We start from the raw sequence: 12,915 nt of genomic DNA, 5'->3' as shown, positions 1-12,915 counted from the left end.
TGACGCCGCACGGTTTCTGTGCGCCACATCACAGAGAAGAGTATGTCAGATACTGTTCGAATTGGCGCAAATGTTACGAACGTCACAAGTGAGGTTGGTAACCATCACCCCTGCGGATCTTCCTCCGCCACGGCAAGGCTCCGCTCCTGGAGCAGCACTTCGAGCAGCTCGGCAACATGGACAGGAGCTTCCACCCGGTACTGCGCCTGGGTGAAGTCAAGGCCCACTTTGACGCCGACGTCACCGGACTCCAGCCGCGCCAGTGCGTCCTCGTCCGTGGTGTCGTCGCCGGCGAACAGGACGGCGCTGGCGCCGCTGATCTGCCGCAGGAATGTGACGCCCTCGCCCTTGGACGCGTTCACCATGGAGGTTTCCAGGACCCGCTTTCCGTCCTTGAGGAATACGCCTTTGCGATCCTGCAGCAACGAGCGTGCTGCGGCCACGGCGTCCTCTGCCACGTCGTCGGGCGCCTGGCGGGTATGCAGTACCACCCCGGCCGGCTTGTCCTCCAGCATGGTGCCGGGTGCCTCGGAAACGATGCCGGCGAGGATGCCGCGCACCTCGGCGAGGAGTGCTTTCTGCTCATCGTCCAGTTCCAGTCCCGCTGACCCCGGGCCCAGCCAGGCTTCAGCCCCGTGGCTGCCGATCAGCACTGTGTCCACCGGCGGCGAGGCGACCTTGCGCAGGCTGGCGAGGGCACGCCCGGAGATGAGTGCCGTCGTCGTGCGCGGCAGCACGGCGAGCCCGGCGAAGGCCGTGGCGGCCCGGGGAAGCGGCCGCGCGTCGTCGGCATGCCCCACGATGGGCGCCATGGTTCCGTCGAAGTCCATGGCCACCAGCAGGTGGTCAGTCCGGGCGATGGTGCGGATGGCCTCACGGAGCTCCGGTGTCAGCGCCAGCCTGCCGTTGCCGGTCCGGCTCTCAGGTGTCATCACGGACCACTTTCTCCTTCAGGGCCTGCAGGAAATCGGCCGACCAGTAGTCCACATCGTGCTCAAGGATCTGCTTGCGCATGGCCCGCATCCGCCGCGACGCGTCCCGGGGGGACATCTCCACGGCGCGCATGATCGCATTCTTCAGGCCGTCGATATCGTGCGGGTTCATCAGCAGGGCCTGCTTGAGCTGGTCGGCTGCGCCGGCGAACTCGCTGAGCACCAGCGCGCCGTCGTTGTTGGTGCGCGCCGTGACATACTCCTTGGCCACCAGGTTCATGCCGTCCCGCAGGGCCGTGACCAGCATGACGTCGGCGGCCAGGTACAGGGCCACCATTTCCTCCACGGGGTAGCTGTGGTGCAGGTAGCGGACGGCGGTGTTCTCGAGGGTGTCGTACGTGCCGTTGATGTGGCCAACCGTACCCTCCACCTCCTCGCGCAGAAGCCGGTACTGCTCAACGCGTTCGCGGCTGGGGCTGGCCACCTGGATCAGGGTGGCGTCGCTGACGGACAGCCTGCCGTCGGCCAGGAGCTCCTCGAACGCCTTGAGCCGGTGCCGGATGCCCTTGGTGTAGTCCAGCCGGTCCACGCCCAGCAGGATGGTTTTCGGGTTCCCGAGGTCCTGGCGGATCTGCCGCGCGCGCTCGATGATCTCCGGCTTGGCGGCCAGCTCGCTGATCTGCTGGACGTCGATGGAGATGGGGAACGCCTGGGCCCTGGCGATGTGGGTGATTTCCCCGTCCTTGCCCTTGACGTGTACCTGTTGCTGCTTGACGCTGGCGCCCAGGAAGCGGCGGGCCGAGCGCATGAAGTTGCCGGCGTCGCTGGGCCGCTGGAATCCCACCAGGTCGGCTCCGAGGAGACCGTCGATAATGGCCTGGCGCCAGGGCAGCTGGGCGAAAATCTCCGGCGGCGGGAATGGGATGTGGTTGAAGAACCCGATTTTGAGGTCGGGCCGCGCTTCACGGAGCATCCGCGGCACCAGCTGCAGCTGGTAGTCCTGGATCCAGACGGTGGCGCCATCGTCGGCATGGCGTACGACGGCGTCGGCGAACCTTCTGTTCACCGAGCGGTAGGCGTCCCACCAGGTCCGGTGGAATTCCGGCGGGGCGATGACGTCATGGTAGAGCGGCCACAGCGTGGCGTTGGAGAAGCCTTCGTAGTAGAGCTCGACGTCGTCCGCGCTGAGCTGGACGGGCACCAGGTCCATGCCGCCATGGCTGAACGGGTCCACGGTCTCGTCCGGGGCGCCGTGCCAGCCGACCCACGCGCCGTCGGTTTTTGTCATCATGGGTGCCAGCGCCGTCACGAGTCCGCCGGGGGAGCGCCGCCAGCCGGAGTCGTCGTCGCCTTCGCCGGGGGCGACCCGGTCCACGGGCAGCCTGTTCGAGACCACCATAAAGTCGTACTTTGTCTCGGCGCTGTGGCCCGCGTCGGCGGCGCCGGATGCGGCTGCGGTGGCGGGTTTTTCCTGGACGGGTGTTTGCATTGCTGCCCCCTGGGGTTGCTTGTGCCTCTTAGCCCACCCTAACGGGACGGAATCTTCCATGCTATTCGTCCGTTGGTCAACCCCGAGGAATACTTGAAACAGCAAGCTCTCAGCTTTCTCCCCTAAAATGAGGGGGTTGCCACGAACTGGTCCCCCTCGTCGATCGACCCAAGGAACACATGAGCCCCGCAAACGAAGTACGTAAGTCCAAGGCTGAGCGCACCGCGGAGGCCCGCGAGAAAGCGCGCCTGATCCGCGAAGCGCAGCTGAAAAAGGACAAGCGCAACAAGCTGCTGATCGGGTGGGGGATTGTGGCCGCCGTGGTGGCCATCCTGGTGGTGGTGGCACTGGTGGTGACCACCTCAATGAAGCAGAATGCGCCCATAGCCGACCAGGGACCCACGCCGGCCAACGGGAATGTGCACGGCGGCGTCACGCTGCTGGCGAACACTGAAGTGGCCAAACTGGACCCGGCCACTGTTGACGCAGCTGCGGTTGGCGCGCCGCCGCAGGCTGCTCCGGCCGAAGTGGTGGCTCCCGGGGCCGAGGCCGAGGCGGGCAAGCCGGTGAAGGTTGTGCTCTACATCGACTTCATCTGCCCGGTCTGCAAGAACTTTGAGGCCCAGTACAACGAGCAGCTCACGTCCCTGCGCAACGAGGGCAAGATTACGGTGGAATACCGCGCGCTCGGGTTCCTGGACAGCCGCTCCACCACGAACTACTCGTCCCGGGCTGCCAACGCCGCCGCCTGTGTTGTGAACGAATCGCCGGAGAAGTACGCGGAGTTTGTGGATGCGCTCTTCGCGAACCAGCCTGCTGAAGGCGGCGCCGGGCTCTCGGATGACAAGCTCAAGAGCATGGCCTCCGACCTCGGTGTTGACATCAGCAGCTGCGTGGACGAGAAGACCTACCGGCCGTTCGTGAAGTTCACCACGAAGGAAGCTTCAGCCATCGGCGTCACCGGCACCCCCACAGTTTTCGTGGACGGCAAGCAGTGGGGCAAGGGTGATAGCGCCCAGACCCCATTCCCCGATTTCCTCCAGGCAGCGATCGACGCGAAGGCTTAAGGGCTTTGAGGGCCCGCTGCCGGATCATTCCGGCGGCGGGCCCTTTTTGTTGCCCGTTTCCTGCGCCCGGCGGTTCTCCCGGCCTTGGACAAAGGGCGGCGTTTTTACCACCGGGAGGACTTGGGCTAACCTTATGTAGCGCCGTCACGGCGCCCGCCCGCCAGGGCAAGCCTCCTTAGCTCAGTTGGCCAGAGCACCGCTCTTGTAAAGCGGGGGTCGTCGGTTCGAATCCGACAGGGGGCTCTATTTTTTTGCCCGCTGCCGGCCGCGCCGGCCCCCTAGCCGCCCGATGGCAAAATGTTGTGGTTCAGGCGCAGGAGATTCTGCGGATCGTAACGGTCCTTGAGGGCCACGAGGCGCTGGTACTTGTCCTGTCCGTAGGCGCTGCGGGCGGCGTCCGGCGCCTGCACTCCCACTTCCGCTCCCAGGAAGTTGACGTATTCGCCCTGCTCCGCGAAGGGCCGCATCACGGAGTAGGCCTTGTGGGCGAATGCTGTCAGCCGTTCGTCCTCCGCCGCGTCACGCCAGAACCCGTAAACGTTCAGCCAGTACCGCGCGGACCGGTTGGGAAACGCCGTGGCGTCTTCGGGTACCCGTCCGAACGCACCCTCCAGATGATGGATATCGATGCCCGTTCCTTCCCAGGCCAGCTCGGAAGCGAAACCCAGCACGGCGTCCACCACCTCCTCGTCCAGCCGCGAGAACGAAACGTTCTTCCAATAGCCGCGCGAACCCTTGGGGAAGACGGCGTCCATGGCGCTTTGCCATTCAGGCCACGACGTCAGTCCCACCTCCTCGCCGTCGGGCGGGGCAGCGGCGCGAAGCTGGCCCACCAGCGCCAGGCCGGCCTGATGATCCTCGGCGACCCAAGCGAATCCAATAGCCATCCAGGGCTCACTGCCCATGCCGAAGTCGGCCGGGAGCACCAGGAACGAGACGATGGGATTCATCTCGTCCGGCAGTGCCCTGGTCCAGGCATCGAAGGCGAGGAGGGCATTTCGCCAGTGCTCCGGCCGGTAAAAGAGGTTGCCGCCCAACGGTGCTGCCCGCAGGGCGAGGGCGCGGAAGGTAAAGGAGGACACCACGCCGAAGTTCCCGCCACCGCCGCGCACTCCCCAGAACAACTCCGGGTTCTCTTCCGCGCTGGCGTGCACGTGCTCGCCGGCAGGGGTGACCACGTCTACGGAGTCCAGGTTGTCCAGGCTGAGCCCTCCGGTCCGGGTCAGCCAGCCGACGCCGCCGCCCAGGGTAAGTCCTGCCACTCCCGTTCCACTGATGACTCCCAGGGGTACCGCCAGGCCTTGTGCGGCCGTGGCCCGGTCCACGTCCCCAAGGGTCGCTCCGGGCCCGACGACGACCCGCTTGCTTTGCGCGTCCACCCGTACCTCCCGGAGGGCTCCCAGATCCAGGACCAGGCCGCCGTCGACAGTGCCGTGGCCGGCGATGTTGTGCCCGCCGCCGCGGACGGCCAGTGCGAGGCCGCTGCGCCGCGCACTGGCCAGGACTATGTCAATATCGGATACGGCTCCTGCCCTGGCGATGGCCCGCGGACGCAGATCGACCATGCCGTTCCACACCGCGCGTGCTTCGTCGTACAGGGGATCCTGCGGCTCGATCAACGATCCCCGCAGCTGCCCGCGCAACTCGTGCAGCGACTGCTGGACGTCCGGCTCCGGAAGGTGTTCATGAACTATGGCCATCGCTGATACTTCCAGATCAAAAGGCGGTAATAATCCAGCAGGAATACCGGTGCGGTGATTCTAGGATCGGCCCCTGGACGGGTCAACAACTTCTTTTTAGGACTGCCTGCCGCCGTATTCACGTGGCGTTTTAATGTGCGCGAGACCGGGACGAAACGCACCCACAACAATGCCTGCGTAGCGTCGCCCGCATGACCATACAATTTCCCGCCCGGGTCCGCGCCTGGCTGGCGGATGCCTTCTACTTTGACACCCCGGGACAGGCTGCCGATGCGATGGCTGATGCCACGAGATGGGGGTGGCTGCCGGCCCTGAGCGGAGTGGCCGCAGGGGCGGATCAGGTCCGCCGAACCCATTCAGAAACCACCCCGGAACCCCCTGAATTGTCTGCTTGAACACACTATTGCGTGGGTGAGGGCATTGTGACCTAAACTGCTTCACTGAGGTGCCTGAAATGGCGCTGTGCAGCAACGAAAGTGAACTCGCTATGGCTACCGATTACGATGCTCCACGCAAGCAAGAGGAAGAGTCTCCCGCCGATTCCCTGGAGGCCCTGCAGGCATCCCGCGGCGGCAACGCCCAGACCGCGGTGATCGACGTTGACGAAAACGACACGGCCGAGGGCATCGACCTGCCCGGTGCCGATCTTTCCAACGAGGAACTGACCGTCATTGTTGTTCCCGAGCAGTCAGACGAATTCACCTGCTCATCGTGCTTCCTGGTCCGTCACCGTTCCCAGGTGGCCCGCGAAAAGAACGGCATGAAGTACTGCCGCGAGTGCGAAGGCTAGAATCCCGCGACGCGCGACAGCTTAAAACAGCGCCGGCCACCTCTCGGGTGACCGGCGCTCTTTCGTGGTTCCGGCACCGTTATCCGGCATAACAGCCGGGTCCAGAAACGGCACCGGAACGGTTAAGTTGGACGGTAAAAACCCGCGGGATTTACAGCGGCGTGACACGGAACCAGTGTTCCTTACGGTTGCACGCCGAAGCGGCCACAACCCTCGTTTCGGGCTCCCGACACTCCTACGCTTGAGCTATCCAACCGCACCACTTCCTCTGGATGGCACCCACAATGAAGAAACTCCTCCTCTGGCTCACGGCGCTCCTTGCGGCCGTCGGGCTGGGAATCCTGGCACCGGGGCCCGCCTCGGCAGCCACCTCGTATTGCGGTCTCGCATGGGGGTCCCTCGCCAAAACGGCGCCGGATTTGAGCACCGCATCCGTCACCAACGTTCGGACGGGGCAGCATTACTGCTTCGACCGGATGGTGGTTGACCTCAACGGCCCCGTCAAGGGCTATACCGTCGGATACGTCCCGAACATTGTCCAGGACGGCTCCGGCTTCACCATTCCGGTGCAGGGCAATGCGCGCCTGCAGGTCACCGTGAACGCACCCTCGTACGACCAGAAGGGTAACGTCACGTACAACCCGGCCGCCAAGGCTGAGCTGTCTAACGTGGCCGGTTACCAGACCTTCCGGCAAGTGGTTTACGCCGGAAGCTTCGAGGGCTACACCAGTATTGGCTTGGGCGTCCGTGCCCGGCTGCCCTTCAGGGTCCTGACACTGGATGGCCCAGGTTCCGGTTCCCGCCTGATCGTGGACGTGGCCCACTTCTGGTGATGGACACAAAAAGGTGCCGCACCCCGCTGATCCGGGATGCGGCACCTTTTTTGTGCCTGCAGGAACCTTACTCGGGGACCACCAGGGCCGGGGTGTCCTGCTTCAGGGTCTCCCCGCGGAAGAACCGGGGCCGCAGCCGGGACATCACCAGCATAAACACCGCGCCGAGGGCCAGGATGCCTACTCCGAGGACGAACACCAGGCCCACGCCGAACACTTCCGAGCCGCTGCCGAACTCCGGTGCCAGGCTGTCCACGGCCGTCTGGAAGAACACCACGAACAGGCCCACGCCACCCAGCACGGGGCAGAGGAACCGCAGCAGGAAGTTGCGGAGGCTGCTGAAGACACTGTTGCGGAAGTACCAGGCACAGGCGATCGCCGTCAGCCCATAGTAGAAGCAGATCATCAGGCCGAGCGCCAGGATGGTGTCGTTCAGGACGTTTTCGCTGAGCACGTGCATCACTGCGTAGAACCCCGCGGACAGGATGCCGGCGGCAACGGTGGCGTAGCCCGGCGTCGCAAACTTCCTGCTCACCCGGCTGAACGGCTCCGGCAATGCTTCATAGTGGGCCATGGCCAGCAGGCTGCGCGACGGCGACATAAACGTGGACTGCAGCGAGGCGGCGGAGCTGGACAGCACGGCCAGGGACATCAAGATTGCGAACGGGCCCATGATGGGGGAGGCCAGGGCGGTGAAGATGTTCTCGTGGATTTCCGTGTTGTTCAGGCCGTTGCCGGTATCCCCGACGCCGGCGAACATCATGGTGGCGATGCTGACCAGCAGGTAGATCCCAAGGACGATGAGGGCGGTCAGAGTACCTGCGAGGCCCGCTGTCTTTTTACCGTTAGCGGTTTCCTCGTTGACGGTCAGGCAGACGTCCCAGCCCCAGTACACAAAGATGGACAACGAGATTCCCGCAGCCACCTGGCCAAATGTCTCGATCTTGGTGACGTCGAACCACTCCCAGCTGAACGGGATGGCCGTTTCGGAGGTGGACCAGTTGGCGAAGGCCATGCCCACGAACAGCCCCAGTACCAGCAGCTGGAAGCCCACCAGGCCGTACTGCACCAGTTTGGTGGTGTGCAGGCCGCGGTAGCTGACCCACACGGCAAGGGCTACGAACACAAAGCAGGTGAGCACGTTCAGCGGTTTGTTGGCCGCGAGGTCAGCCAGTTCCGGGGCACCGGTGAGCTGGGAGAGGAAGAGGTAGAAGAAGTCGACCGCCACGCCGGCCAGGTTGGACAGCACGATGATGTTGGCTGCAAGGAGCCCCCATCCGCCCATCCACCCCACCCACGGGCCGAAGGCCTTGGTCACCCAGGTGAAGGTGGTGCCGCTGTCCGGGGAGTCGGCGTTGAGCTCCCGGTACGCCAGGGACACCAGGATCATGGGGATGAACCCGATGAGGAAGATGACGGGCAGCTGCAGTCCGGCTTCGTTGACGGTGGGTCCCAGCGCGCTGGTGAGCGTGTACGCCGGGGCGATGGTGGAGATACCAAGGACAACGACGGCGAGGAGTCCCAGCTGCCCGCCCTTCAGGCCCTTAGGGGAGACTCCGGAGGGGTTTGCCGGCTTTCCGGCTCCGCCGGCGGAGGCGCCGGTGCGGATGGTTTCTGTCATGACACCACTTTCTGGGAGGCAGCGGGCTGCTGTTGGGTGATGCAGTGGATCCCCCCGCCGCGGGCAAAAAGCTCGCGTGCGTCGATGGCGACAATACGCCGTCCGGGGTAGGCCTCTGCCAGAATCTGCAGGGCCTTGTCGTCCTGGGGGTCGTTGAAGCTGCAGGCGATGACGCCGCCATTGACCACCACGTGGTTGATGTAGCTGTAGTCCACGAAGCCTTCGTCGTCGCGAAGGGTTTCCGGGGCGGGGACTTCGATGATGTTCCACTGCCGCCCGGCGGCATCGGTGGTGCCGCGAAGGAAGTCGATGATTTCCCGGGAGACCTCGAAGTCCGGGTGTTCCGGGTTTTCCTGTGAGTGGACCAGGAGCGTGCCGGGGGAGGGGATGGCGGCCACGATGTCCACGTGGCCGCGGGTGCCGAACCGCTCGGAGTCGCGGGTCAGGCCGCGCGGCAGCCACACCACATGGGTGGCACCGACGGTGCGGGCCAGTTCCTGCTCGACGTCGGCCCTGCTGAGGCCGGGATTGCGGCCGGGATCCAGCTGCACGGTTTCTGTGACGAGCACGGTTCCCTGGCCGTCCACCTGGATCCCGCCGCCCTCATTGACCAGTGCTGACACGAGATGGCTGGCGCCGGACCGGCCGGCCACCTCGCCGGCGATCAGGGCGTCCTTGTCCCACTGGGCCCAGTCCTGGCCGCCCCAGCCGTTGAATACCCAGTCCACCGCACCGAGCTGCCCGTCACCGTCCAAGACGAAGGTGGGGCCGATGTCCCGCATCCAGGCGTCATTGAGCGGGGCGGTAATCACCTCGACGTCGGGGTGTAGGTAAGCGGCGGCCGTTTCGACGTCGTCGGGGTCCACCACCATGATGACGGGCTCGAACTCGACGGCGGCGTTCGCCACAGCTGCCCAGGTGGTCCTGGCAGCATGGGCGGCCTCAGTGGACTCGCCCAGCGTATAGCCGCCGGCAGGGAAGGCCATCCACAGCCGCTCCTGGCGGGCAGTCTCGGCAGGCATCCGCCACTGCGGAGCGGCGGTGGCGTCCTGGTGCGGGGCGGTCACGAGCAGACCTCTGCGAAACCGCGCTCGCCGCCCAGGAGTTCATTCTGGCGGACCGGCTCGGTGAGGCGGCCATAGGTGTCCGGCCGGCGCGTTGCAAGGAACGGGAACAGGGTCAGCCAGTCCTTCCGCTGGTCCAGGTCCAGGTCTGCCACGAGGACGGCGGACTCGTCCCGCGGCGCCTGCGCCAGGATGCGGCCGTAGGGATCGGAGATAAAGGACGAACCGTAGAAGTTCAGCGTGCCCTCGCTGCCCCAGCGGTTCGGGGCGACCATAAACAGGCCGTTGGCGATGCCGTTGCCCACAATGACCTGCTGCCACAGCGGCTGGGTATCGAAATCCGGGTGGTCAGGTTCGGAGCCGATCGCGGTGGGGTACACCACGATTTCCGCCCCGCCCAGGGAGTACAGCCGGGCAACCTCCGGGAACCATTCGTCCCAGCAGGTGGGCATTCCCAGCCTCGCGCCGCCAAGTTCGGCGGGAGCGTGGACTTCATAGGCGTCGGCGGCGGCCGGTCCCTGGCGGAAGAACTTGTCCTCGTAGTATCCGGCGGTGACGGGGATATGGAGCTTATGCGTCCTTGCCAGGAGCTCGCCGGCCGGGGAGACCAGGATGGCGGTGTTCAGTCCCAGGCCGTCGTCCTGGCCGTCCGGGTTCTCCGCACGCTGGTACAGGGACGCGTGGACGGATACCCCGTGGCGGCGGGCAGCTTCGGCAGCGAAGCGGAAGGTGGGGCCGGTCAGCAGGTCTTCGGCAATATCCGAGGGTCGGGTCCTGGTGGGTCCCTCGGAGGGGTCATTGTGCGGGCGGGTATCCGCGGGGTAGCGCGAAAGTGTCAACTCTGGCAGGAAGACCACGGAGGCTCCCAGCCGGGCTGCCCGGCCAATGCCCTCGTCCAGTTCAGCCTCGAGGACGGCGCTGTCCGCGTGCCACCGGTGCTGGACCACGCCGACGCGCAGGGCGGGCCGGGCGGACTGCGTTGTCCGGGCCAGGGAAGCGGGTGCGCCGAGGCAGGAAATTTCAATCATGTTTGCTACTCCAGTGAGACGATGGTCACTAAATGAATGACGTTCATTTAGTATGCGGTGCCGCGGCCGCGGATGCAAGGGAAAATATGAATCACGTTCTTTTATGTCGCTCCGCGCAGGGTTAGTAAGCTCACTGAGAAATTGCTGCAGCGTCCACTGCCTGCACCGTGAAGGGCTGATAGCGTCAGGATTACTGGACCAATCGAGGAGGACGCATGAAAGCTTCACCGACACTGACCAACAACCTTCAGGCTGTGCTCGTGGACCTGATCGAACTGCACATCCAGGGCAAGCAGGCACACTGGAATATCGTGGGAACCAACTTCCGCGACCTCCACCTGCAATTGGACGAAATCGTCGACGCCGCCCGCCAGTTCGCTGACGATGCGGCCGAACGGATGCGGGCACTGCATGCCCTTCCGGACGGGCGCAGCTCCACCGTGGCTGAATCCACCAGCCTCGCTCCTTTTCCGGAGGGCCTCATCAACACCAAGGACGCGATTGAGCGCATCGTGGCCGCCCTTGAGGCGGCCGTGGGCACCATGCGCAAGGTCCATGACGAAGTGGACGAGGAAGACCCAACGTCTGCCGACCTCCTGCACGAATTCATCGCCAAGCTCGAGCAGTTCGCGTGGATGGTCAACGCCGAGACCCTGAAGGCCACAGCCAGCGTTACGGCGCCCGACTCAAAGTAGTCCACCTCGGCCTGCAAAGCATTCAGCGCCCGGTGCCGGACTTCGAAGTCCGGCACCGGGCGCTGCTTTTGGCCCGCCCCATGCCAGCATGCTGCCCCTAGCCGGCCTTGGGCACTTTCCGCAGGACGACGGCGGCAAGTACTGCCGCCGTCGCCATCAGTACCAGTCCGATCGCCGCGGTGACATGCACCCCTGAATCGAAGGCGGCGCCGGCAGCCTGCCGCAGGGCGTCGGCCATCGGAGCGGGCAGTCCGGCCGCCAGTTCCATGGCTCCGGCAAGGGTCTGCCCGGCATGTGCAGCGCCCTGGCCACCGGCGGCCTCCGCGATGCCGGCGGGCAGCTGCAGGTTGTGCTGGTAGGAGGCTGTGAGGATGGAGCCCAGCACCGCCGTGCCGAGCAGTGCGCCAACCTCGTATCCCGTTTCCGAAATCGCCGACGCGGCTCCGGACTTCTCTGCCGGAACACTGCCGAGGATGAGGTCGTTGGAGATGGTCTCCGCCGTCCCCACGCCCAGTGCCAGGACCAGCAGGGCTGCCAGCAGGAGCGCCGGCCCGTTGGAGTGGCTGCCGAACGTCACCATGCTGTACCCGGCAGCGCTCATGGCGAGACCGGCGCCCACCACGAAGCCAGGGCGGATCTTCCGGACCAGCGGCACCACCGCGAGGCCCGCCACCACGGTGGCCACGAGGGCCGGAATCATGGCCACTCCTGCGGCCGAAGGGGACATGCCTTCAAGGAGCTGGAGGTGCTGGGCCAGGAAGAGGATAAAGCCGTTGAAGGAGAACAGGGCCAGGATGTTCGCCGTGATGGCCATGCTGAATACCCGGTTCCGGAACAGCGACATGTCCAGCAGGGGACTGTCCAGCCGGTGTTGGCGGCGGACAAAGGCGGCGCCCATGGCCAGCCCGAAGGCGATGCTTCCCAGGGCCAAAGGGTTTGGTCCTTCGGTGGCGTACTCCTTGATGCCGTACACCACCGGCACCATGGTCAGCAGTGAAAGCAGGATGCTCGGAGCATCCACCCTGCCCGGCTTGGGGTCGCGGGACTCCGGAATGAACGCCGGGCCAAAGGCCAGCAGCGGAAGCATGATGGGCACGGCCACCAGGAGGACCGCTCCCCACCAGAACTGTTCCACCAGCCAGCCGCCGAAGATCGGTCCCAGGGCGGCGCCGCCGGAAAACCCGGCGGCCCAGATGGCGATGGCGAGCCGGCGGCGGTTGGGGTCCGGGAAGATGTTGCGGATCAGGGACAGCGTGGAGGGCATCAGCATCGCTCCGAAGAACCCCAGCGCGGCGCGGCCTGCGATCAGCCAGCCGGCGCTGGGAGCGAATGCCGTTGCGGCTGACACTGCGGCGAAGCCGATGCTGCCGATGATCAGTAACCGGCGCCGCCCGATCCGGTCACCCAGGCTTCCCATGGCAACCAGCAGCCCGGCCAGGACCAGCGGGTAGGCGTCCACAATCCACAGCAGTTCGACACCCGAGGTGTCCAGTGCCCGCGCTATCGCGGGCAGCGCGAACGTCAGTGCCGTGTTGTCGACGGCCACCAGGAGTACCGGGAACATCAGCAGTCCCAGTGCGAGCCAGTCGCGCCCGGTGCCCCGGGGCGATGCAGGTGCCTGGCTCGCTGTTGCGTTCAGGCGGTAGTGGTTCTGCTGCGCGGAGGAGGAAGCGGTCATCGTCTAACTGTACCGTCC

General features: G+C 65.4%; 12 protein-coding genes and 1 tRNA gene. 6 read left to right on the top strand and 7 right to left on the bottom strand.

Translation table 11 applies throughout. The features are described 5' to 3' along the window. Nucleotides 1–104 precede the first annotated feature (104 nt). Both otsB and otsA read right to left on the bottom strand, forming a co-directional pair. Nucleotides 105–932, bottom strand: a complete 828-nt coding sequence (gene otsB / locus QF038_RS16705) for a trehalose-phosphatase (protein WP_307613510.1) — start codon at nucleotides 930–932, stop codon at nucleotides 105–107. Further along, nucleotides 922–2,421 (bottom strand): alpha,alpha-trehalose-phosphate synthase (UDP-forming), encoded by a 1,500-nt coding sequence (otsA, locus tag QF038_RS16700; protein ID WP_307611441.1) that lies wholly within the window; start codon nucleotides 2,419–2,421, stop codon nucleotides 922–924. Before otsA ends, otsB begins: the two co-directional genes overlap by 11 nt. A gap of 179 nt (nucleotides 2,422–2,600) precedes the next feature. Between otsA and QF038_RS16695 the strand changes: the two genes are divergently transcribed. Both QF038_RS16695 and QF038_RS16690 read left to right on the top strand, forming a co-directional pair. Next, nucleotides 2,601–3,488 (top strand): thioredoxin domain-containing protein, encoded by an 888-nt coding sequence (locus tag QF038_RS16695; RefSeq protein WP_307611439.1) that lies wholly within the window; start codon nucleotides 2,601–2,603, stop codon nucleotides 3,486–3,488. Nucleotides 3,489–3,657: 169 nt separating this feature from the next. Then, nucleotides 3,658–3,731: transfer RNA gene (locus tag QF038_RS16690), tRNA-Thr, on the top strand. Between the two features lie 35 nt (nucleotides 3,732–3,766). Here QF038_RS16690 and QF038_RS16685 read toward each other — a convergent pair. Continuing rightward, nucleotides 3,767–5,188, bottom strand: coding sequence for an FAD-binding oxidoreductase (locus QF038_RS16685; RefSeq protein WP_307611437.1), 1,422 nt, complete (start codon nucleotides 5,186–5,188; stop codon nucleotides 3,767–3,769). A gap of 191 nt (nucleotides 5,189–5,379) precedes the next feature. On the opposite strand from QF038_RS16685, the gene QF038_RS16680 reads away from it, so the two are divergent. From QF038_RS16680 to QF038_RS16670, 3 genes are all read left to right on the top strand, one after another. After that, nucleotides 5,380–5,583 carry a hypothetical protein gene (locus tag QF038_RS16680; RefSeq protein ID WP_307611435.1) on the top strand — a complete coding sequence of 68 codons (204 nt, stop codon included), beginning with the start codon at nucleotides 5,380–5,382 and terminating at the stop codon, nucleotides 5,581–5,583. Between the two features lie 92 nt (nucleotides 5,584–5,675). Further along, nucleotides 5,676–5,978: a DUF4193 domain-containing protein gene (locus tag QF038_RS16675; RefSeq protein WP_050056290.1), complete on the top strand. Its 303-nt coding sequence runs from the start codon at nucleotides 5,676–5,678 to the stop codon at nucleotides 5,976–5,978. Between the two features lie 284 nt (nucleotides 5,979–6,262). Next, nucleotides 6,263–6,811 (top strand): hypothetical protein, encoded by a 549-nt coding sequence (locus tag QF038_RS16670; RefSeq protein WP_307611432.1) that lies wholly within the window; start codon nucleotides 6,263–6,265, stop codon nucleotides 6,809–6,811. A gap of 67 nt (nucleotides 6,812–6,878) precedes the next feature. On the opposite strand, the gene QF038_RS16665 is transcribed toward QF038_RS16670, so the two are convergent. The 3 genes from QF038_RS16665 to QF038_RS16655 are packed head-to-tail and all read right to left on the bottom strand — an operon-like array spanning nucleotide 6,879 to nucleotide 10,524. Continuing rightward, a complete protein-coding gene (locus QF038_RS16665) occupies nucleotides 6,879–8,432 on the bottom strand; it encodes an APC family permease (protein WP_307611431.1) in 1,554 nt (517 codons plus the stop codon). After that, the gene (locus QF038_RS16660; RefSeq protein WP_307613509.1) at nucleotides 8,429–9,454 is read right to left on the bottom strand and encodes an agmatine/peptidylarginine deiminase; all 1,026 of its coding nucleotides are present in this window, start codon (nucleotides 9,452–9,454) and stop codon (nucleotides 8,429–8,431) included. Before QF038_RS16660 ends, QF038_RS16665 begins: the two co-directional genes overlap by 4 nt. Before the next feature lie 41 nt (nucleotides 9,455–9,495). After that, nucleotides 9,496–10,524: a nitrilase-related carbon-nitrogen hydrolase gene (locus tag QF038_RS16655; RefSeq protein WP_307611429.1), complete on the bottom strand. Its 1,029-nt coding sequence runs from the start codon at nucleotides 10,522–10,524 to the stop codon at nucleotides 9,496–9,498. A gap of 215 nt (nucleotides 10,525–10,739) precedes the next feature. Between QF038_RS16655 and QF038_RS16650 the strand changes: the two genes are divergently transcribed. Beyond that, entirely contained in the window at nucleotides 10,740–11,219 is a 480-nt protein-coding gene (locus tag QF038_RS16650) for a Dps family protein (protein ID WP_307611427.1), read from the top strand. Nucleotides 11,220–11,316: 97 nt separating this feature from the next. Here the strand turns inward: QF038_RS16650 and QF038_RS16645 are convergent, their stop codons facing one another. Then, on the bottom strand, nucleotides 11,317–12,897 hold the full coding sequence (locus QF038_RS16645; protein ID WP_307611425.1) for an MFS transporter: 1,581 nt from the start codon (nucleotides 12,895–12,897) through the stop codon (nucleotides 11,317–11,319). Between the last annotated feature and the right edge of the window lie 18 nt (nucleotides 12,898–12,915).

It is taken from the genome of Pseudarthrobacter sp. W1I19 (assembly GCF_030817835.1).
GTDB lineage: Bacteria > Actinomycetota > Actinomycetes > Actinomycetales > Micrococcaceae > Arthrobacter.
The sequence above is the reverse complement of the archived record's forward strand: the minus strand, read 5'-3'. Positions and strand labels throughout refer to the sequence as shown.